Source organism: Buttiauxella selenatireducens, from assembly GCF_031432975.1.
In the GTDB taxonomy this organism is placed as follows: Bacteria; Pseudomonadota; Gammaproteobacteria; order Enterobacterales; family Enterobacteriaceae; genus Buttiauxella; species Buttiauxella selenatireducens.
Genome location: NZ_CP133838.1, coordinates 2184307 through 2204965, shown reverse-complemented (window position 1 = coordinate 2204965; position 20659 = coordinate 2184307). Strand labels below are relative to the sequence as shown.

18 protein-coding genes, 2 pseudogenes and 1 riboswitch are annotated in these 20659 nt (G+C 49.7%); of the genes and pseudogenes, 12 read left to right on the top strand and 8 right to left on the bottom strand.

Annotation, left to right across the window (positions count from 1 at the left end; genetic code table 11):
- Positions 1 to 18: 18 nt before the first annotated feature.
- Complete coding sequence (locus tag RHD99_RS10180) at positions 19 to 294, bottom strand: YcgL domain-containing protein (protein ID WP_183269515.1); 276 nt, start codon at positions 292 to 294, stop codon at positions 19 to 21.
- A gap of 125 nt (positions 295 to 419) precedes the next feature.
- On the opposite strand from RHD99_RS10180, the gene minC reads away from it, so the two are divergent.
- From minC to minE, 3 genes are read left to right on the top strand one after another with little or no spacing between them, the layout of a single operon-like run.
- Positions 420 to 1127 (top strand): septum site-determining protein MinC, encoded by a 708-nt coding sequence (gene minC, locus RHD99_RS10175; RefSeq protein ID WP_183269516.1) that lies wholly within the window; start codon positions 420 to 422, stop codon positions 1125 to 1127.
- Positions 1128 to 1151: 24 nt separating this feature from the next.
- Positions 1152 to 1964, top strand: a complete 813-nt coding sequence (minD, locus tag RHD99_RS10170; protein WP_183269517.1) for a septum site-determining protein MinD — start codon at positions 1152 to 1154, stop codon at positions 1962 to 1964.
- 3 nt (positions 1965 to 1967) lie between these two features.
- Positions 1968 to 2246 carry a cell division topological specificity factor MinE gene (minE, locus tag RHD99_RS10165; RefSeq protein WP_034455225.1) on the top strand — a complete coding sequence of 93 codons (279 nt, stop codon included), beginning with the start codon at positions 1968 to 1970 and terminating at the stop codon, positions 2244 to 2246.
- Positions 2247 to 2347: 101 nt separating this feature from the next.
- Here minE and rnd read toward each other — a convergent pair whose 3' ends face one another.
- The 5 genes and pseudogenes from rnd to yoaA all read right to left on the bottom strand — a co-directional run bounded on the left by rnd (position 2348) and on the right by yoaA (position 8757).
- The gene (gene rnd, locus RHD99_RS10160; protein ID WP_309879135.1) at positions 2348 to 3469 is read right to left on the bottom strand and encodes a ribonuclease D; all 1122 of its coding nucleotides are present in this window, start codon (positions 3467 to 3469) and stop codon (positions 2348 to 2350) included.
- A 71-nt stretch (positions 3470 to 3540) separates the two neighbouring features.
- A complete protein-coding gene (gene fadD / locus RHD99_RS10155) occupies positions 3541 to 5226 on the bottom strand; it encodes a long-chain-fatty-acid--CoA ligase FadD (RefSeq protein ID WP_309878666.1) in 1686 nt (561 codons plus the stop codon).
- Between the two features lie 204 nt (positions 5227 to 5430).
- Complete coding sequence (locus RHD99_RS10150) at positions 5431 to 6036, bottom strand: Slp family lipoprotein (RefSeq protein WP_270145020.1); 606 nt, start codon at positions 6034 to 6036, stop codon at positions 5431 to 5433.
- A gap of 45 nt (positions 6037 to 6081) precedes the next feature.
- Entirely contained in the window at positions 6082 to 6777 is a 696-nt protein-coding gene (gene tsaB, locus RHD99_RS10145) for a tRNA (adenosine(37)-N6)-threonylcarbamoyltransferase complex dimerization subunit type 1 TsaB (protein WP_309878665.1), read from the bottom strand.
- Positions 6778 to 6847: 70 nt separating this feature from the next.
- Positions 6848 to 8757, bottom strand: a pseudogene (gene yoaA, locus RHD99_RS10140) (DNA repair helicase YoaA).
- Positions 8758 to 8878: 121 nt separating this feature from the next.
- Here yoaA and RHD99_RS10135 point away from each other — a divergent pair.
- On the top strand, positions 8879 to 9223 hold the full coding sequence (locus tag RHD99_RS10135; protein WP_139876641.1) for a RidA family protein: 345 nt from the start codon (positions 8879 to 8881) through the stop codon (positions 9221 to 9223).
- Between the two features lie 113 nt (positions 9224 to 9336).
- Here RHD99_RS10135 and RHD99_RS10130 read toward each other — a convergent pair.
- Positions 9337 to 9510: pseudogene (locus RHD99_RS10130) on the bottom strand (YoaH family protein); the annotation flags it as partial.
- 109 nt (positions 9511 to 9619) lie between these two features.
- Here RHD99_RS10130 and pabB point away from each other — a divergent pair.
- The 4 genes from pabB (at position 9620) to pdeD (ending at position 14958) form a co-directional block, all read left to right on the top strand.
- Positions 9620 to 10984: an aminodeoxychorismate synthase component 1 gene (gene pabB, locus RHD99_RS10125; RefSeq protein ID WP_374708463.1), complete on the top strand. Its 1365-nt coding sequence runs from the start codon at positions 9620 to 9622 to the stop codon at positions 10982 to 10984.
- 4 nt (positions 10985 to 10988) lie between these two features.
- Positions 10989 to 11567: a CoA pyrophosphatase gene (locus tag RHD99_RS10120; protein WP_183269525.1), complete on the top strand. Its 579-nt coding sequence runs from the start codon at positions 10989 to 10991 to the stop codon at positions 11565 to 11567.
- A gap of 211 nt (positions 11568 to 11778) precedes the next feature.
- The gene (sdaA, locus tag RHD99_RS10115) at positions 11779 to 13143 is read left to right on the top strand and encodes an L-serine ammonia-lyase (RefSeq protein WP_309878662.1); all 1365 of its coding nucleotides are present in this window, start codon (positions 11779 to 11781) and stop codon (positions 13141 to 13143) included.
- 219 nt (positions 13144 to 13362) lie between these two features.
- The gene (pdeD, locus tag RHD99_RS10110) at positions 13363 to 14958 is read left to right on the top strand and encodes a cyclic di-3',5'-guanosine monophosphate phosphodiesterase PdeD (RefSeq protein ID WP_309878661.1); all 1596 of its coding nucleotides are present in this window, start codon (positions 13363 to 13365) and stop codon (positions 14956 to 14958) included.
- On the opposite strand, the gene yoaE is transcribed toward pdeD, so the two are convergent.
- Positions 14959 to 16518 (bottom strand): CNNM family cation transport protein YoaE, encoded by a 1560-nt coding sequence (yoaE, locus tag RHD99_RS10105; protein WP_183269530.1) that lies wholly within the window; start codon positions 16516 to 16518, stop codon positions 14959 to 14961.
- Between the two features lie 480 nt (positions 16519 to 16998).
- Between yoaE and manX the strand changes: the two genes are divergently transcribed.
- The 4 genes from manX to RHD99_RS10085 all read left to right on the top strand — a co-directional run bounded on the left by manX (position 16999) and on the right by RHD99_RS10085 (position 20281).
- Positions 16999 to 17967 (top strand): PTS mannose transporter subunit IIAB, encoded by a 969-nt coding sequence (gene manX / locus RHD99_RS10100; RefSeq protein WP_183269531.1) that lies wholly within the window; start codon positions 16999 to 17001, stop codon positions 17965 to 17967.
- A gap of 122 nt (positions 17968 to 18089) precedes the next feature.
- On the top strand, positions 18090 to 18887 hold the full coding sequence (locus tag RHD99_RS10095) for a PTS mannose/fructose/sorbose transporter subunit IIC (RefSeq protein WP_183269532.1): 798 nt from the start codon (positions 18090 to 18092) through the stop codon (positions 18885 to 18887).
- 12 nt (positions 18888 to 18899) lie between these two features.
- Positions 18900 to 19754 carry a PTS mannose transporter subunit IID gene (locus RHD99_RS10090; RefSeq protein WP_034495941.1) on the top strand — a complete coding sequence of 285 codons (855 nt, stop codon included), beginning with the start codon at positions 18900 to 18902 and terminating at the stop codon, positions 19752 to 19754.
- A 68-nt stretch (positions 19755 to 19822) separates the two neighbouring features.
- Entirely contained in the window at positions 19823 to 20281 is a 459-nt protein-coding gene (locus tag RHD99_RS10085; protein WP_183269533.1) for a DUF986 family protein, read from the top strand.
- A gap of 198 nt (positions 20282 to 20479) precedes the next feature.
- A riboswitch (yybP-ykoY riboswitch) is annotated at positions 20480 to 20659 on the top strand.

Here is a 20659-nt window from a genome sequence, read left to right as displayed (position 1 = left end):
TTGGCACTCGTCTGAAACTTATTTTTTCGGACTATTTTCGAGATGCATTTTTAACAAACTTTCTGGCGGCGGTGGCAATTGCAAATAATAGCCCTCGTCTTTGAGTGCCTGTTTTACTTTTTCGATATCGGCACTGGCCAGTTTTTTACTCCCATCAAGCGGTAATAACATCGCCAATTGGGGTACGCCAAAACCTTTCATCAATTCTTCGGGAACTCGAGAGAAATCGTCTTTTTTTTCGACATAGAGATATGTCTGGTCACGTTTGCTACTTCTGTAGATCACACAAAACATTTTTTTTACTCTATTTTCGCCAGATGGTGGCTTGCCTGAATATACCTGTGACTATAACATGCCATATGTACTTCGGAATATCGTCCCACATCAGTGGGGATTATACCCAATTGAGTAAGGCCAGGATGTCAAACACGCCAATCGAGTTAAAAGGCAGCAGTTTTACCTTATCAGTGCTTCATTTACATGATGCGCAACCCGAGGTGATTCTCCAGGCCCTTCAGGAAAAAGTATCCCAGGCTCCCGCCTTTCTGAAAAATGCACCTGTAGTGGTGAATGTTGCCAGTCTGGATGGTTCAGTTAACTGGAAAAATGTCCAGCAAGCTGTCGTTTCTTCCGGATTGCGGGTTGTCGGTATTAGTGGCTGTAAAGACGAAGCGCTAAAAAAAGAAATTGAGCGTGCCGGCTTGCCACTGCTGACCGAAGGGAAAGAAAAAAATTCACGTGCTAAAGCCGTGCCCGCTGAGGTTGCAGCCCCTGTCGAGCCAATTGTTAACTCGGTCACAAAAACGCGTTTGATTGATACCCCGGTTCGCTCCGGACAGCGTATTTATGCACCAAACTGTGATTTGATTATCACCAATCACGTCAGTGCCGGTGCAGAACTTATAGCTGATGGTAATATTCATGTTTACGGCATGATGCGTGGCCGTGCCCTGGCGGGTGCCAGCGGCGATCGTGAAGCACAAATATTCTGTACAAATCTTGCTGCTGAGCTGGTCTCAATAGCGGGTGAATACTGGCTGAGTGAACAAATACCAGCTGATTATTATGGGAAAGCGGCACGCTTGAGTTTGGCCAGTGGTGCTCTCTCCGTTCAACCTTTGAATTAAGCCCTTTTAACAAGGAATTCCTTTATGGCACGCATTATTGTTGTTACATCGGGTAAAGGGGGCGTCGGTAAGACCACGTCCAGCGCGGCCATCGCTACGGGTTTGGCCCAGAAGGGAAGAAAAACCGTCGTAATCGATTTTGATATTGGCCTGCGTAACCTGGATTTGATTATGGGCTGCGAGCGTCGTGTGGTTTACGATTTCGTCAACGTTATTCAAGGCGATGCCACACTTAATCAGGCGTTAATCAGAGATAAACGCACCGAGCAGCTCTATATTCTCCCGGCATCACAGACTCGCGATAAAGACGCCCTCACTCGCGAAGGCGTGGCGAAAGTGCTTGAAGACCTGAAAAATATGGACTTCGAATTTATCGTTTGTGATTCCCCAGCGGGTATCGAAACTGGCGCATTAATGGCGCTCTATTTCGCCGATGAAGCGATTATCACCACCAACCCGGAAGTCTCGTCCGTCCGCGACTCTGACCGCATTCTGGGTATTCTTTCGTCTAAATCTCGCCGTGCAGAAAACGGTGAGTCGCCGATTAAAGAACATCTGCTGTTAACTCGCTACAACCCAGGCCGTGTAACGCGCGGGGATATGCTAAGCATGGAAGATGTGCTGGAAATCCTACGCATTCCATTGGTTGGGGTTATCCCGGAAGATCAATCTGTTCTGCGCGCGTCTAACCAGGGTGAGCCGGTCATTCTTGACCAGGAAGCTGATGCTGGTAAAGCTTACGCAGATACTGTTGAACGCCTGCTAGGCGAAGATCGCCCTTTCCGCTTCATTGAAGAAGAGAAGAAAGGCTTCCTCAAACGCCTGTTCGGAGGATAAGTTATGGCATTATTAGACTTTTTTCTCTCACGGAAAAAGAACACCGCCAACATTGCAAAAGAACGCCTGCAAATTATCGTTGCAGAACGCCGCCGTGGTGATAGTGAACCGCATTATTTACCGCAGCTAAAACGCGATATTCTGGAAGTGATCTGCAAATACGTAAAAATCGATCCAGAGATGTTAACCGTCGTTCTCGATCAAAAAGATGACGATATTTCTGTTCTGGAACTTAACGTGACGTTGCCAGAGACACAGGAAGCAACAACCAAATCTGCGTAATTGATTTTCTCGAAATAAACCCCTGGAATAATCCTGGGGTTTATTTTTTTGTTATGACAACCCGATATTAATTCAGACTATTCTTGATAGCGCTTCGTATATTAATAATCTGCCAGCAATGTTTTTAACGCTTCGCCCATTACTTGCCCACGCCATCCACTGATTAATTCCGGGTGCATCGTTTGCGATTTTAATTGCCAGTGCCAGTTCAACAACTGGTTAATTTGTCGACGCGAAGCAAGCAATTCAGCGCTTAAACCACAAGTCTCACTCACTTGCTGGACTAACGCCTTAATCGCTTTAAATACACGGCGATAACCCGGCATATCGACCAGATTGCTTAATGGTTCTGGTAATTCATCTTCAGATAGCGCCTGAGCTTCTTCAACCATCGCCAACAGCGCTTTGCCGTGGAATCGGATTTCGCTACCGCTCAGACCCAGATGTTCCAGCTCACCCAACGACCCCGGCATGTAACGCGCAACCTGCCAAAGATGTTCTTCGCGAACCACGAAATTGACGGCCATATCGCGTTCACGTGCTTTGCGCAGACGCCACGAAGCCAGTTTCTTCAGACAAGCCAGCTGGCGAGTTCTTAACTGCCATGCGTTGCCGATTTCACGCCATGCTTCTTCGGGATCCAGTACATCCTGACGACGTGCCGCCATCAGATTACATTCATCCAGCGCCGCCTCCATCCAACCTGCGGCTTGTGTCTCTTCCATCAACTTGTGCGCAATAGGCAGCAAATACAGCACATCTGCGGCAGCATAATCACACTGGCGCTCAGTCAGCGGGCGCGCAAGCCAGTCGGTACGAGATTCACTTTTATCCAGTGCAATACCCGTGAAGGACTCAACGATAGTGGCAAAACCACAAGAGAGCGGGCGTCCACTAAACGCCGCCAGAATCTGCGTATCAATAAACGGGTCCGGCAACATGCCAAACGCATTGAGGAATACTTCCAGATCTTCGCTACCTGCGTGCAGAAATTTAATCACCGCCTTGTCTTGTAGCAACGCTTTAAACGGTGACCAGTCAGTGATGGTTAACGGATCGATAAGCGAAGCCGTCTCACCGTCGTACAACTGGATCAAACCCAGTTGTGGATAGTAAGTGCGGGTACGAACAAATTCGGTATCCAGCGCAATAGCGGGAAAGTGACGAGCCGCTTCGCACACAGAGGCAAGGGCTTCATCGGTAATAATCATTTGGTAAGTCAAATTCAGTTCTCTTAGGTTTGCGCCCATAAAAAACGCCGGCAGAACCGGCGTTAGGGCGACTGACTCGGAGCTCAGGCGTTATTGTTGCCTTTACTGACCGATTCGTCACGTAGTTCTCGTCGTAAAATTTTGCCAACGTTTGATTTTGGCAGCTCTTCGCGGAACTCAACAAGCTTCGGTACTTTGTAACCTGTGAGGTGGCGGCGACAAAAAACAACCAATGCCTCTTCGGTTAAAGAGGGATCTTTTTTCACGACGAAGATTTTTACTGCTTCACCGGATGCGCCACTTGGGACACCGACTGCCGCGACTTCAAGCACACCGCTATGCTGCATGACGACGTCTTCGATTTCGTTCGGATAGACGTTAAAACCCGAAACCAGAATCATATCTTTCTTACGGTCAACGATGCGCATAAAGCCCTCTTCGTCCATGACCGCAATATCTCCGGTACGCAGCCAACCGTCTTGCAAAATTTCATCCGTCGCATCAGGGCGCTGCCAGTAGCCCAGCATCACCTGCGGCCCTTTCACGCACAGTTCGCCCGGCTCACCAGGAGGCACTTCTTCACCTTCGTCATCAATCATCTTCACTTCGGTTGATGGCACCGGCAAACCAATACTCCCACTGTGGTAATCCATGTCATGCGGATTCGCACTCACCAGCGGTGCACACTCAGTCAAACCGTAGCCTTCAAGCAGAAAACGGCCCGTCAGTTTTTCCCAGCGTTCAGCAACGGCATGTTGCACCGGCATTCCCCCTCCGGCAGAAAGATGCAGGCTTGAGAAGTCGAGTTGTTGGAATTCTTTATTGTTGAGTAACGCATTAAACAGCGTGTTAACGCCGGTCATGGCAGTAAACGGATACTTCGCCAGTTCTTTCACCAGCCCCGGAATATCACGCGGGTTGGTTATCAGCAGGTTCTGCCCGCCAATCTCAATAAACAGCAGGCAGTTCATCGTCAGGGCAAAAATGTGATAAAGCGGTAACGCCGTCACCACCAGCTCTTTGCGCTCAAATAATAATGGGCTGTATGCCGCTCTGACTTGTTCAAGGTTCGCCAACATGTTGCGGTGTGTCAGCATCGCCCCTTTGGCCACTCCCGTCGTGCCACCGGTATATTGCAGGAACGCGAGGTCAACACTCACAATTTCAGGCTTAATGTACTGGAGGCGATAACCCTGTTGCAGCGCACTGCGGAACGAGATGGCATCAGGCAGATGGTACTTCGGCACCAGACGTTTGACGTACTTAACAACGAAGTTGACCAGGGTGCCTTTTGCCGCGGAAAGCTGATCGCCCATGCGGGTCAAAATAACGTGTTTTACCTGGGTCTTTTCGACAACCTTTTCCAGGGTGTGCGCAAAGTTAGAAACAATCACAATGGCGCTTGCACCGCTATCGTTGAGTTGATGTTCAAGCTCACGCGGGGTGTACAATGGGTTGACGTTTACGACCACCATACCCGCACGCAAAATACCAAACAACGCAACGGGGTACTGCAACAGATTCGGCATCATTAGCGCAACACGATCGCCCTTCTGCAGGCCAAGACCCTGCTGTAAATATGCAGCAAAAGCACGGCTTCGCTCTTCCAGCTTACGGAACGTCATCACTTCGCCCATATTCACGAATGCAGGCTGGTCGGCATAACGTGCCGCTGCTTGCTCAAACATATCAACCAGGGACTGATAACGGTCAGGATTTATCTCAGCCGCAACATCGGCTGGGTAGCGGTTAAGCCAAACCTTCTTCAAGGATCCACCTCTGAATTTATTATTCGTCGTCATCACAACCCCAATATAGAAACACGTCGTTAACATAATATTAACTCAGCGTACCAGTTTATTAATTAGACTGATTTAAGGTTGCGAAGCACATCACTAATTATTTTTATTCGATTGTTTAAACAAATAGACAGCGGACATGCCGCTGCCTATTTAGCTCGGTAAAACAAACAATTACTCAGTTACGATAGTCTGTACCTGTGCAGGGCCTGGATTATACCATCCGCCGCCGCCCCACATCCCGCCGTAGCCATAACGCCCACGATAAGGATACGGTCCGCCCCAGAACCACGGATCGATGGGTTGTGGTGGCATGACAACTTGTTGCGTGACACGCCAGCGTTTATAGCCATTTACCTGCATCACCATATATCGATAGGCAGTTTCGCCTACTTTGCCTTCAACCACACCGGTGATTGGGCCAACTACGGTGACTAATTGTCCACGGAAGTCTACTGGATCGAGGAAGCCATTTACGTCAGCATAAATACGCCCTCTTGAAGGCTCACCCAATTGCGGGCGCGCGCCGTCATCGAGGCTAACCGTGGCAATTTCCAGCCGTGTTTTGCCTTGTTTGTTATCGATGTTCACCACTCGCCCACCAAAGCGCGCTTCTTGCCCGACGTAGAGTTGCGGCGCGTTCATCACGCGTGCTAAATCTTGTTGAGGCGTGGCACTAGTGCCTTTAATCGCATCGGGGATGGTGACACAACCGCTAAGCATCACTACGGCAGCAACTGCAAATAATCGGGTTACAATTCTGACATTCAAACCAGCCATATCCTTTCTCCTTAACGCAGTTTCGCTGCACGAAAACGTTGGAAACTATTCTCTGCCTGGAAGCTTCTTCCATGTCACTTCGTTACGCAGATAAACCGGTTCGGCATGTTCTACCGCCACCGTACAACCATCATTTAATGCCTGAATCGCCAGAGGTAACATATCTTCTGCTGCAGGAAGAGTGACTTCACCATCGCGGATGAGCAATTCACTGCCTTGCGCCATATCCGGCCAGGCCTGCCAGCCAGTTCCTACTGTCGCCCATTCGCCCTGAAGTTGCTTCAAACGTTCGGAAACAGCTTCAGGTTTCAGCACGGCTTCAGTTTCTTCACCGTGCCAGACGCCGTGTTCATCACGCTGATATTCAGCCCAATACACTTCGCCCATTCGCGCGTCGATAGCAGCCAGCACGCGGGTCGCTTTCGTCAAGCGCCATGCGCCTTGCGCCATGGTGGCCAGCGTCGAAACGCCAATCATCGGCAATTCAGCACCCAGAGCCAACCCTTGCGCAATACCAATACCGATACGCACGCCAGTAAAACTACCTGGGCCACGGCCGTAAGCAAGCGCATTCAATGCGGTCAGACCAACGTCTCCCTCATTCAGTATGTCGCGTACCAGCGGTAAAATGCGTTGGGTATGTTCACGTGGGCAGAGTTCGAAATGGGCACGGATCGCCCCTTCATTATACAGGGCAACCGAACATGCCTCTGTCGCGGTATCGATGGCTAAAATTCGCATGGTATTGCCAACCTCTGGCAGGAAATAAAGGTCAAAAATCGGCGCGCATCATACCATAGCATGGCACAAATTACTGCGCCGAGCGGTGGTTAAGGAAGTCAACTGCCCGATTAATATCCCGTGTGCGCGGTGTAGGTGGAAGACTATTGAGGAATACGGCACCGTACGGGCGCATCACCAGGCGATTATCGCAAATCACCAACACTCCCCGATCATCAACATCACGGATTAAACGCCCAACGCCTTGTTTTAAGGTAATAACAGCATCCGGGAGTTGCACGTCCTCGAAAGGATCCCCCCCACGCAGGCGACAATCTTCCATACGCGCTTTTAGCAAAGGATCGTCTGGGGAGGTGAACGGCAGCTTGTCGATAATGACCAGCGAGAGCGCGTCACCACGCACATCCACACCTTCCCAAAAACTGCTTGTGGCGACCAACAGGGCGTTACCCGCATCCACAAATTGCTGCAACAGTTGGCCTTTGCTGGTTTCCCCCTGCAACAACACCGGTAATGTCATCGTGGCGCGGAATTGTTCGGCCAAATCGCGCATCATCGAGTGAGACGTGCACAGCATAAAACACCGGCCATTGTTGGCTTCGATAAGCGGCTTGAGCATTTTTGCCAGATGCTTGCCCGCTGCCGGTTGGTTCGGTGTTGGCAAGCCGCGCGGCACGCACAACAACGCCTGAGTGGCATAATCAAACGGGCTGGCGAGTAACAAGGTTTCTGCGTTGGCAATACCGAGGCGTTCGGTAAAGTGGCTGAGCTGGTCGTTTACCGAAAGCGTTGCCGAGGTAAAAATCCAGGTTCCCGCTTTCTGGCTTATCACTTCCTGGAATTTATCGGCGACTGAAAGCGGTGTCAGCGCCAGCGTGAAGTTACGAGCGTTACATTCATACCAGTAGCTGTAACCCGGGGTATCGACCTCTTTCAGGCGCTTAATGCGCCCACGCAAAATCACTGTGCGTTCAAAAGCGGCATCGAGTAATGCAGAGCGCCCAAGTGAGAGTTTTGCCACGTCGTAACATAATTCGAGCGCGTCATCGAGCAGCAGTAGCGCACGTTGCACTGACGGTTCCGCCAGTAATTCACGCAAGTTTCCACGGTATCCCGGGTCACCCATTTGCAGACGAAAATCCTGGGTACTTTGCGCCAGTCGGTCGGCACTCTTTTGTAATTGCTGCGCATCACGCACTTCCGTGCGGTAAGCAATTGAGATGTCTTTCGCAATATCCAGAAGCTGGCGGCTGGAGACTGACTGCCCAAAATACTGGCTGGCAATGTCGGGGATTTGGTGGGCTTCATCGAAAATCATGACTTCTGCTTCAGGAATCAGTTCGCCAAAACCGCCCTCTTTAACCACCATATCGGCCAAAAAAAGGTGATGGTTGACGACGACCACGTCAGAATCCATCGCTTTTTTACGCGCTTTCACCACAAAACAGTCTTTGTACAGCGGGCAATCCTGACCCAGGCAGTTATCGTTAGTGCTGGTCACCATCGGCCAGACGGTGGAATCTTCGGCAACACTTGCGCAAGTGCTGATATCACCGTCTACGGTTTCTATCGCCCAACCACGTAATTTGACGATGTCGCTTAGCGTCTGAACCTGCAAATCCCCCCCGCCAGAGCCTGCTGCTCTAAACGTTCGAGGCATAAATAGTTCGAGCGTCCTTTTAACAGTGCCAGCCGCCCTTTGAAATCCAGCGCTCGCGCAACAGTAGGTAAATCGCGTGAGAAGAGCTGATCCTGTAATGCTTTTGATCCCGTGGAGATAATGACTTTTTTGCCTGAACGCAGAGCCGGAGCCAGATACGCATAGGTTTTACCTGTACCAGTCCCCGCCTCCACCACCAGTTCACGCCCCGAAGCGATAGCATTGGTGACAGCTTGTGCCATCTGGCGTTGTGGTTCACGCGGTTTAAAACCCGCTATCGCCGTGGCGAGTTGGCCGTCGGCTGCAAAATCGTCTATCACATTACCCCCTGGGTTTATTGACAGTGATTATGTCAGCCTGTGAGTTGTTAAGCCAGTGGAAGCCGTCAGCGGATTGTGGCAGGCTGTGGCGCAACATGAGCAAATAGCCAGGGAAATAGTGATGAGTATTGTACGTATAAAACCGGAAGCACGTTGGTCTGATGCGGTTATTCATAACAACACGTTGTATTACACCGGTGTGCCAGAGAACCTTGATGCGGATGCTTACGAGCAAACTGCCAACACACTTGCGCAAATCGACACAGTGCTTCAGGAACAAGGCAGCGATAAAAGTAAGATCCTCGACGCAACCATTTTCCTGCCAGAAAGTGCCGACTTTGCAGCGATGAATAAAGCCTGGGATGAATGGGTTGTCGCGGGTCATGCGCCGGTACGTTGTACCGTGCAGGCAAAATTGATGAACCCGCGTTATAAAGTAGAAATTAAGATTATCGCGGCAGTTTGACAGAATGCGGGCTCCGGCCCGCACTCTTACTCTTCGTCTTCTTCGTAACGATCGACGTATCGCTCTTCAGCGTCTTCATTCGCGTCTTCATCGTCACTTTCCGCATCTCCGACATCATCATCCTCAAAGCGGACTGCGACCATCTCGCCGGTATGGTTGGCTCGAATTTCGGCGGCGACGAGCGTAATCGCTTCGCCACTGCTCATGCCCTGGGCCATCAGTTCCTGAATACGTTCTACAGCTTTCTGCTGCTGCTCATGGGATAATGAGGGTAATCCTGCAAACATTTTCGACTCCTGTTACATTGCCTGGGTTAATTATTTCACGCTGCTTTCAGGGTTTCCAGAGGGTTCCCTGGTCTGGCAGGATGATTTGTCTCTTTCTTAGTTGTGGTTTATGACGTTGCAGACTCTAACTTTTCGAACTTTGCCGTGGCATCCTGATGCTGTCCAACACACTTTCAAAGCGTTAGCACAGCAACCGTGGGCCATGCTCTTGCATTCCGGCTTCGCCGACCATCCCCATAATCGCTTTGATATTCTGGTTGCCGAGCCTCGGGCAACAGTAGTGACACGCGGCGCTGAAACGACAATCTGCGTTGAAGGCAACAGCTCGACGCATCACGGCGATCCTTTGCAGTGGTTACAGCAAACCCTGGACAGTTTTGGTTATCAACCGGCAACACACCCGGAACTCCCCTTCTTAGGTGGAGCTCTGGGTTTATTTGGTTATGACCTGGGTCGCCATTTCGAAAAATTACCTGAGCAGGCACAACGCGATCTTACAACACCCGATATGGCGATTGGCATTTATGATTGGGCGTTGATAGCTGACCACCAGAAACAGTGTCTGACATTGCTGTGTTGGGGGAATATCGATGCTCGCCAACAGTTTCTTGACACGCTGACTCCGTACAGCCCTGGTCAACCTTTCCGCCTGACGAGCGCGTGGCAGTCCAATATGACCCGCGAGCAGTATGGACTTAAATTCCGCCAGGTACAGGAATATCTCAAAAGTGGCGATTGTTACCAGGTAAACCTGGCGCAGCGCTTTCATGCTCGCTATGAAGGGGATGAATGGCAAGCCTTTGAACGGTTGAATGCGGCTAACCGCGCGCCGTTTAGTGCCTTTATTCGTTTACCTGACAGCGTCATTTTAAGCCTGTCACCTGAACGATTTATTCTGCTGGAAGGCGACAACATTCAGACTCGCCCGATAAAAGGGACGTTGCCTCGCCTTGAAGATCCGCAGGCTGATGCTCAGCAGGCTGTAAAACTGGCAAATTCACCGAAAGATCGCGCCGAAAATCTGATGATTGTGGATTTGCTGCGCAATGACATTGGCCGTGTTGCCGTACCGGGTAGCGTAAAGGTCCCTGAGTTGTTTGTTGTCGAACCGTTTCCTGCCGTACATCATCTGGTGAGCACCATAACCGCGCAATTGCCGTCGCATCTCAAGGCTACAGATTTACTGCGCGCCTGTTTCCCGGGTGGGTCGATCACCGGCGCACCGAAAGTGCGCGCCATGGAAGTCATTGAAGAGCTCGAGCCGCAGCGGCGTAATGTCTGGTGCGGGAGCATTGGTTATTTGAGCTTCTGCGGGAATATGGATACCAGTATTACCATCAGGACGCTAACCGCCGAAGGGGGCAAACTTTACTGCTCGGCAGGTGGCGGTATTGTGGCTGATAGTGTTGAATCTGCGGAATATCAGGAAACTTTTGATAAAGTTAACCGTATTCTTCCGCAACTAGAGAAGTGATTTCATGTCCGGTTCATCCTTGAGCATGAGCGATTTTTTATCGCGCTTTCAGCTATTGCAGCCGCCTGTAACACGCATGAGCGGGAATAAGCGCCAGGCTGCGGTGCTGATCCCCATTGTGCGCCGCCCGCAACCTGGGCTGCTGTTGACCCAACGATCAGCCCTGCTGCGCAAACATGCCGGGCAAGTTGCCTTTCCGGGCGGTGCGGTAGATGACACTGACGAGTCGCTCATTGCCGCAGCGCTGCGAGAAGCCTGGGAAGAAGTGGCTATATCGCCAGACTGCGTTGACGTTATCGGCACTTTGCCGCCAGTGGATAGCGTCACGGGTTTTCAGGTTACGCCAGTTGTCGGCATCATCCCTCCCGATTTACCTTACCGGGCCTGTGAAGATGAAGTGGCGGCAGTTTTTGAAATGCCCCTGATGGAAGCACTCACCCTGGGACGCTACCATCCGTTAGATATTCATCGTCGCGGTAACGCCCATCGCGTATGGCTTTCCTGGTATCAGCACTACTTTGTCTGGGGCATGACTGCCGGAATTATCCGCGAGTTGGCTTTACAGATAGGCGTGGAAGCTTGATCACTCTTTAATTCTGCAATCAGGGCTATATTTAGAGAAGTATCTGGTCGTGGTTTTATGGTTTTTGGTTAAGATTAGGCAAGCTAAGGTTAAGCATTAGTTTAATTCATGTGAATAGTTTACTACGGTGAGCAATAAATTTTTAAACTAGTCAGCTGCGATTTCACAGCAGCAAATTTTATTTAGCCGGTGTCCTGAAAGGAGTTTTAGTGTGATTAGCATATTCGACATGTTCAAAGTCGGCATTGGGCCATCCAGTTCCCATACCGTCGGTCCGATGAAGGCCGGTAAGTTGTTTGTCGATGATCTGGTCGAAAAAGGATTACTTGAAGACACGACACGCATCGCTGTCGATGTCTACGGTTCTCTTTCTCTGACAGGTAAAGGCCACCATACTGATATCGCTATCATTATGGGTCTTGCAGGTAACGAACCTGCCACTGTTGATATTGATTCCATTCCCGCATTTATCCGCGATGTAGAAACGCGTGAACGTTTGTGGCTGGCACAGGGTCGTCACGAAGTCGATTTCCCAAAAGAGTCCGGCATGTGTTTCCGCAACGACAACCTGTCGCTTCATGAAAACGGTATGTCTATCCATGCGTACAGCGGCGATAAAGTCATCTACAGCAAAACCTACTATTCCATCGGCGGTGGTTTTATCGTCGATGAAGAGAATTTCGGCAAAGACGCAACTAACGAAGTAGTGGTGCCTTACTCGTTCAATTCTGCACAAGAAATGCTTCAGCACTGCAAAGATACCGGCATGTCTTTGTCCGGCGTCATTATGCAAAACGAACTGGCTCTGCACAGTCGTAAAGAGATTGAAGAGTATTTCTCTAACGTCTGGCAAACCATGCGCGCCTGTATCGACCGTGGTGTAAACACCGAAGGCGTATTACCTGGCCCGTTGCGTGTACCGCGTCGTGCTTCAGCGTTGCGCCGCATGTTGGTGTCCAGTGACAAGCTCTCCAATGACCCAATGAATGTTGTTGACTGGGTAAACATGTTTGCGCTGGCGGTTAACGAAGAAAACGCTGCAGGTGGACGTGTCGTTACCGCTCCAACCAACGGTGCCTGCGGGATTGTACCGGCCGTGTTGGCATACTATGACCACTTTATCGAATCGGTCAGCCCAGACACTTACATCCGTTACTTCCTCGCATCTGGTGCCATTGGTGCGCTGTATAAGATGAACGCCTCTATCTCTGGTGCTGAAGTGGGTTGTCAGGGTGAAGTGGGTGTGGCCTGCTCAATGGCAGCGGCTGGCCTGGCTGAAATCCTGGGTGCCAGCCCAGAGCAAGTCTGTGTTGCGGCTGAAATTGGTATGGAACACAACCTCGGTCTGACTTGCGATCCCGTTGCGGGTCAGGTGCAAGTACCGTGTATCGAACGTAACGCCATTGCTTCCGTGAAAGCCATCAACGCCACACGTATGGCAATGCGCCGCACCAGTGAGCCGCGCGTTTCTCTCGATAAAGTGATTGAAACGATGTACGAAACGGGCAAAGACATGAATGCGAAGTACCGCGAGACATCCCGTGGCGGCCTGGCAATTAAAGTGCAGTGTGACTAATTCCTTCCGGCCCTCTCATTTGAGGGCCATCCTACCACGGGTCATTCTTATTTCTGCGACCCGAAAAATGACAGATGCCGTGCTTGCGACGCTTGTGCGAACGAACCACTTAGCGGTCATCTAAAAGTATGATTTTACGATCGTGTTTCCAAACCCCCACTACACTTTGAGTGTTCTGCGTGCCGATTTCGGTCGTGGTTCTACACAAGGTGACCACCGATGCAGACAGCTCAACGTATATTACGAGGCTATCGCCGCAGGCGCTTAATGGTGTGTATCGGGTTAGCTGTTCTGGCGCTCGTGTTGACCCTTAGCGCACGCTATGTCGCAGAGCGAAAAGTGAATGAACAGCATTTCCTGACCTTCAATCAACGCATAATCAGCACGCTTGAAAATATTCTGACCCCGCTTGAGGAGGTCAATAATGCGCTTATTCCTCTTGTTGGACTGCCTTGTGAAAACGCTCAATTCAAAATGCGTGAAAATGCAGCACGCTTGCAAACCGTGCGCACAATCGGGCTAATTAAGGACGGTATTCTTTATTGCTCAAGTGTTTTTGGCAGCCGCAATGTCCCTATTCATTTGCTGCAACCACGATTACCGTCAGCTCTTCCCTTACTGTTTCTCTCGATAGACCGTTCGTTATTGAAAGGAACTCCGATTTTGTTGTCCTGGGTACCTTTAGCGAACAGCAGCAATGACGGGGTCATGCAAATCATTAATATTGAATTGCTGACCGGATTAATTCTTGAGCCTGAACGCCCATGGGTGTCACGCGCTGTACTCAACGTTGCAGATTCGCATCTGGAATATGGCGAAGGCCTGTTGCAGCGAATTACGATTGAGGATGGGCAAGTCAGCCATGAAATGGCTTCCAATCGATTTGCCTTTTCCGTCACGACTATCGGACCGTCTCCCGGAGCACTGGCATTAAGTAATTTGCCCACTCAGCTTCCACTGGCGTTGATTCTCAGTATGTTGATCGGTTATATCGCCTGGCTTGCGACTGCTAATCGCATGAGTTTTTCGTGGGAAATTAATGTTGGATTGGCCTCGCATGAATTCGAAGTATTCTGCCAGCCGCTGGTGAGTGCCCGAAATCTTCAATGTGTGGGGGTGGAGTTGCTATTGCGATGGAATAATCCGCGTCAGGGCTGGATTTCTCCCGACGTGTTTATTCCCCTGGCTGAACAGCAAAACCTGATTGCCCCATTGACCCGCTATGTGCTGGATGAAACGGTTCGCCACCTTGATATATTTCCAAAATCTTGTCATTTCCACATCGGACTCAATGTGGCAGCCAGCCATTTCCATGAAGGTGAGATTATTACCGATTTACGCAGTTCATGGTTCCCTGCCCATCCGCTTCAGAAATTGACGCTGGAGTTAACAGAACGAGATGCGTTGCCGGATGTCGACCACCGGGTGGTGCGCGACTTGCATCGTATGGGAGTGGATTTGGCGATAGATGATTTTGGCACTGGACAGAGTTCATTAGCCTATCTGGAAACACTTAATCCAAATGTACTAAAAATTGATAAGTCGTTTACTGCGGCTATCGGGACAGATGCGGTGAACTCGACGGTGACCGATATTATTATCGCACTGGCACAGCGACTGGAAATCAACCTGGTGGCTGAGGGCGTTGAAACGCCGCAGCAGGCAGAGTATCTGCGCAGCCACGGCGTGAATGTATTGCAGGGTTATCTATACGCACGACCGATGCCACTAAGCGAATTTCCTCGCTGGCTAAGGGGGAACACACGCCCCCCGCGCCGTAGAGGTCACCCAGTTTCAGTCGTTCCGCTGCGCTGATTACTCTTCTTCATCTTCATGTTCGGAGCGTTCTTTCACCACTCGGACTAAGTCCACGCGGTAATCGTTCGCTTCAACAATCTCGATGCGAAGCGGAGCCAGTTCAATCACATCGCCTGCTTTCGGGATCTGGCCATTCACCGAGATAACCAAACCGGCAATCGAGGCGATATCTTCGCCATCATTGACCAGCGTGTTGATATCCAGATGTTGCTGAATCGCGTGCAGGTCCGTGGAACCTTTCACCAACCAACCATCACCATCACGCACAATTTCTGGGGTTTCGTCCGCATCCGGGAATTCACCCGCAATGGCTTCTAACACATCCAGCGGTGTGACCAAACCTTGAACCACGCCAAACTCGTTGTTCACGATAACGAAGCTACCGCGAGCACGACGTAATACACCCAGTAAGTTTATCGGATCTAGGGTTTCAGGCACCACAATCGCAGGATACTGTGCGGCGATTGCTGCCACATCACCACCGTTTTCAAGCGCCACCAGCAACTCTTTCGCACGCACGATACCGATGATTTCATCCAACTCCCCGCGGCAAATCGGGAACAGGCTGTGCGGCGATTCCAGCAGTTGCTCGCGGATTTCGGCTGTCGATTTATCGGCATCAACCCAGGAGATTTCACCACGTGGCGTCATAATGCTGCGCAACGAACGGGAAGCCAGCGTCAAAACACCGTTGATCATATAACGCTCTTCTTCAGCGAAAGATTCCGCTTCAATTGGCGTGATCGTTTTATGGTCTTCATTTGCCGCACGCTGTTGGCGCTTGCCATTCATCAGACGCAAAATCGCGTCAGCTGTTCGGGCACGTAGCGGTACATTTGACTGATGACGAATAAAGTTGCGACGCGCAATCTGATTAAAGAACTCAATGATGATTGAGAAACCAATTGCCGCGTACAGGTAGCCCTTAGGAATATGGAAACCAAAGCCTTCAGCAACCAGGCTCAGACCGATCATTAACAAGAAGCTCAGACACAGCACCACGACCGTTGGATGTTGGTTAACAAAATTCGTTAACGGTTTTGATGCCATCAGCATCACACCCATCGCAATCACGACCGCTGCCATCATCACTGGCAGGTGATTCACCATCCCCACTGCGGTAATCACCGCATCGAGCGAGAACACCGCATCGAGCACCACAATCTGCAGCACCACGACCCAGAAGCTGGCGTAACCTTTCCCATGCCCATCGTCATGCTGGCGATTCTCCAACCGTTCATGCAGCTCAGTCGTGGCTTTAAACAGCAAGAATAAGCCACCGAATAACATGATGAGATCGCGACCGGAGAACGTCAGATTAGCGACGCTAAACAGCGGTTGGGTGAGTGTCACCATCCATGAGATTAACGACAACAAGCCCAGCCTCATCACTAAAGCCAGTGATAAACCGATAAGTCTTGCTTTATCTCTTTGTTTTGGTGGAAGTTTGTCCGCAAGAATCGCAATAAAGACCAGGTTATCGATACCCAGCACGATTTCCAGAACAATAAGCGTCAGTAAACCCACCCATATTTGGGGATCCATTAAGAGTTCCATGACAAGCTCCTGCTTTGGGAATGACTCAATAGCAACCCGCATAATGCGGATGCAGAAAGTTGAGCTAAGGTATTTACGGGGCGTGCTACGCCAATGTGAAAGGCTGAAGATTCAGACCTGATAATGAAAAGACGTCGGTGACGGTCCATACGGTGGGCTACTGCCCTTTACTCCTTAGTTATTAAACGGGATGTAAACAATATCAGAGCAAAAACCCCTTTTGCAAAGATTTACCTGATTTTGCAATTTTACTGTCATTGACCAGACTCATAATTTAGGTAGTGGTTCAATATGTTTGAAACAAAGCTAAATTACGGATCTTCATCACATAAAATAATTTTTTCACTGTCTAAAATAAATCCGTCTCAAGTTACACATCTTTACTCATACCGTTATCTGAATCGATTCGCTCAATGAAACGGATAATCTACAAAACACCCATTTTAAGGGTGTGGTTATGACCAACACAGGAGGTAGCAAGTGACTATTGCTATTGTCATAGGCACGCATGGCTGGGCAGCAGAACAATTGCTGAAAACCGCAGAAATGCTATTAGGCGAACAAGAAAATGTTGGCTGGATAGATTTCGTTCCCGGTGAAAACGCCGAAACTTTAATCGAAAAATATAACGCTCAACTGGCAAACCTGAACACCGACAAAGGTGTGCTGTTTCTCGTCGATACCTGGGGCGGTAGCCCATTTAATGCGGCAAGCCGTATTGTCGTCGATAAAGAGCATTACGAGGTCGTCGCCGGGGTCAATATTCCGATGCTGGTTGAAACCTTGATGGCCCGTGATGATAACCCTTCTTTTGATGAGTTAGTGGCACTGGCGGTAGAAACAGGCCGTGAAGGGGTGAAAGCCCTGAAAGCAAAACCTGTTGAAAAAGCCGCACCTGTTGCGCCAGTCGCTGCCCCTAAAGCAGCAACCCCGGCTAAACCAATGGGTCCAAATGATTACATGAATATTGGTTTGGCCCGTATTGATGACCGTTTGATTCATGGTCAAGTCGCGACCCGCTGGACCAAAGAAACCAACGTAACGCGTATTATTGTTGTCAGTGATGAAGTGGCTGCCGATACCGTGCGTAAAACACTGTTGACGCAAGTTGCTCCTCCTGGTGTGACGGCGCACGTCGTTGATGTCGCCAAAATGATCCGTGTTTACAACAACCCGAAATATGCAGGCGACCGTGTGATGCTGCTTTTCACCAACCCAACCGATGTTGAACGCGTCGTGGAAGGTGGTGTGAATATTAAGTCAGTCAACATCGGTGGTATGGCGTTCCGCCAGGGAAAAACCCAGGTGAACAACGCGATTTCTGTCGATGAAAAAGATATTGAAGCCTTTAAGAAGCTGAACGAGCGCGGCATTGAGCTGGAAGCGCGTAAAGTTTCAACCGATCAAAAATTGAAAATGATGGACCTGATCGCGAAGGTGAAAAGTTAATTACTAACGTATACCCAATGGATTTCGAGTTGCAGGAAGAACGTAGCCAACACACATGCAGCTTGAAAGACAACGGGTTACTCAGTTTTCACACATAAGTCACACGTTTAAGGAGAAGTACAATGGAGATTACCACTCTTCAGATTGTGCTGGTGTTTATCGTAGCCTGTATTGCCGGTATGGAGTCGGTGCTCGATGAATTTCAGTTCCACCGCCCGCTGGTCGCCTGTACCTTAATTGGTCTGGTACTGGGTGATATGAAAACCGGTATTATTATCGGTGGTACCCTTGAAATGATCGCGCTGGGTTGGATGAACATCGGTGCGGCAGTTGCGCCCGATGCGGCTCTTGCGTCGATTATCTCCACCATTCTGGTTATAGCCGGACACCAGGGCATTGGTTCCGGTATCGCGCTGGCCATCCCGCTGGCAGCAGCAGGCCAGGTACTGACCATTATCGTTCGTACTATTACCGTGGGCTTCCAGCACGCCGCTGATAAGGCCGCCGAAAATGGCAACCTATCCGCGCTCTCCTGGATTCACGTTTCCTCTCTGTTCTTGCAAGCAATGCGTATCGCAATTCCTGCCGTTATCGTCGCAATTTCCGTCGGTACCAGTGAAGTGCAGAACATGCTGAATGCCATTCCTGAAGTGGTAACCAGCGGTCTGAACATCGCCGGTGGCATGATCGTGGTGGTTGGTTATGCGATGGTCATCAACATGATGCGTGCAGGCTACCTGATGCCATTCTTCTATCTGGGCTTCGTAACCGCGGCATTTACCAACTTCAACCTGGTAGCACTGGGCGTGATTGGTGCTGTGATGGCAATTTTGTACATCCAACTCAGCCCGAAATACAACCGTTCCGCAGCCCCAGCGCAGGTTGCTGGTTCTAACGATCTCGATAACGAATTAGATTAATAGGTGAGCGAAATGGTTGATACCACCAAAACAACGACTACCGAGAAGAAACTCACCCCAGGTGATATTCGTGGCGTATTCCTGCGTTCTAACCTGTTCCAGGGGTCATGGAACTTCGAACGTATGCAAGCGCTGGGCTTCTGCTTCTCCATGATTCCGGCAATCAAACGCCTGTATCCTGAGAATAACGATGCTCGTAAACAAGCGATTAAGCGTCACCTGGAATTCTTTAACACCCATCCATATGTGGCCGCTCCAGTTCTGGGCGTTACCCTTGCGATGGAAGAACAACGTGCGAACGGTGCAGAAATTGATGATGGTGCCATTAACGGTATCAAAGTTGGTTTGATGGGGCCGCTGGCGGGCGTGGGCGACCCAATCTTCTGGGGTACTGTACGTCCAGTATTCGCAGCACTGGGGGCCGGTATTGCGATGAGCGGTAGCCTGTTAGGTCCTTTGTTGTTCTTCATCCTGTTCAACGCAGTACGTTTGCTGACTCGTTATTACGGTGTGGCTTACGGGTATCGCAAAGGGATCGATATCGTTAAAGATATGGGCGGCGGCTTCCTGCAAAAACTGACAGAGGGGGCGTCAATTCTCGGCCTGTTTGTCATGGGGGCGCTGGTTAACAAGTGGACGCACGTTAACATACCGCTCGTCGTGTCGAAAATAACCGACCAGACTGGCGCAGTTAAAGTGACTACGGTTCAAACGATTCTTGATCAGTTGATGCCAGGCCTCGTACCGCTGCTGTTAACCTTTGCTTGTATGTGGCTGCTGCGTAAGAAAGTCAATGCGCTGTGGATTATCATGGGCTTCTTTGTTATCGGTATTGTCGGTTACGCAATCGGCCTGCTGGGTCTGTAATGAGCTTGTGAATTTAACCGGGGGTCAGTCCACCTGCCCCGGTTTTTTATTGTAGAAAGGGTTTGGTTATGACGTTAACGGATATAGTCCTGCTTGTGTTCATTGTTCTGCTACTTGCCTGGGCGGTTTACGATGAATTCATCATGGATAAGCTCAAGGGAAAAACACTTCTTAAAATCACCCTGCTTCGCCGCAACCGCATCGACAGCACCATCTTTGTGGGGCTGGTTGCAATCCTCATCTATAACAACGTTACCACTCACGGCACGCCCCTCACGACGTGGTTATTATCTGCACTGGCTTTGATTGCTATTTATATTTCCTGGATTCGCCAACCTAAATTGCTGTTCAAAACAGAAGGCTTCTTCTTCGCAAATGTCTGGATTTTATATTCCAGAATTAAAGAAATGAATTTATCTGAAGACGGCGTACTGGTTATGCAATTAGAACAGCGACGCTTACTCATCCGGGTAAAAAATATTGATGACCTTGAAAAAATCTATAAATTAATGATTGATAATCAATAGATTACAAACATAGCAAAGACTATATTTTATATAGTAACTGAGGATGATAAAATATAGCCGATGCTATTTCGCACAGTTTGAATGTTGTTATTTTAACCTTTTATTTACCTATTAAAGTAAATGAAAATCGTTATCATTTAAATGTCAAGAATAATAGCTTTCAATTATTGTTCTATCTTTGAAAAATATGTTAAGGTTGCGCCCGTCGTTGGGGAGTAGCCGATTTTCACGCCCGTGAAAATGTACATGTCAACATACTCGTTCTAAGAACGTGGCATGTACGACTCAGATTCTGAGTAGGCGAGACCATAGGCACGTTACCATCATTTAAGTTGGGGATGGCTGGCGTGTATATGGATATTCCCAACTGAGGCGTTT

What these genes read in the sequence shown, in the direction of transcription:
- minC (WP_183269516.1), top strand. Translation starts at nt 420, where the DNA reads ATGTCAAACACGCCAATCGAGTTAAAAGGCAGCAGTTTTACCTTATCA.
- tsaB (WP_309878665.1), bottom strand. Translation starts at nt 6,777, where the DNA reads ATGCGAATTTTAGCCATCGATACCGCGACAGAGGCATGTTCGGTTGCC.
- RHD99_RS10090 (WP_034495941.1), top strand. Translation starts at nt 18,900, where the DNA reads ATGGTTGATACCACCAAAACAACGACTACCGAGAAGAAACTCACCCCA.
- RHD99_RS10095 (WP_183269532.1), top strand. Translation starts at nt 18,090, where the DNA reads ATGGAGATTACCACTCTTCAGATTGTGCTGGTGTTTATCGTAGCCTGT.
- minE (WP_034455225.1), top strand. Translation starts at nt 1,968, where the DNA reads ATGGCATTATTAGACTTTTTTCTCTCACGGAAAAAGAACACCGCCAAC.
- RHD99_RS10150 (WP_270145020.1), bottom strand. Translation starts at nt 6,036, where the DNA reads ATGGCTGGTTTGAATGTCAGAATTGTAACCCGATTATTTGCAGTTGCT.
- yoaE (WP_183269530.1), bottom strand. Translation starts at nt 16,518, where the DNA reads ATGGAACTCTTAATGGATCCCCAAATATGGGTGGGTTTACTGACGCTT.
- RHD99_RS10120 (WP_183269525.1), top strand. Translation starts at nt 10,989, where the DNA reads ATGTCCGGTTCATCCTTGAGCATGAGCGATTTTTTATCGCGCTTTCAG.
- RHD99_RS10135 (WP_139876641.1), top strand. Translation starts at nt 8,879, where the DNA reads ATGAGTATTGTACGTATAAAACCGGAAGCACGTTGGTCTGATGCGGTT.
- RHD99_RS10085 (WP_183269533.1), top strand. Translation starts at nt 19,823, where the DNA reads ATGACGTTAACGGATATAGTCCTGCTTGTGTTCATTGTTCTGCTACTT.
- RHD99_RS10180 (WP_183269515.1), bottom strand. Translation starts at nt 294, where the DNA reads ATGTTTTGTGTGATCTACAGAAGTAGCAAACGTGACCAGACATATCTC.
- minD (WP_183269517.1), top strand. Translation starts at nt 1,152, where the DNA reads ATGGCACGCATTATTGTTGTTACATCGGGTAAAGGGGGCGTCGGTAAG.
- pdeD (WP_309878661.1), top strand. Translation starts at nt 13,363, where the DNA reads ATGCAGACAGCTCAACGTATATTACGAGGCTATCGCCGCAGGCGCTTA.
- pabB (WP_374708463.1), top strand. Translation starts at nt 9,620, where the DNA reads ATGACGTTGCAGACTCTAACTTTTCGAACTTTGCCGTGGCATCCTGAT.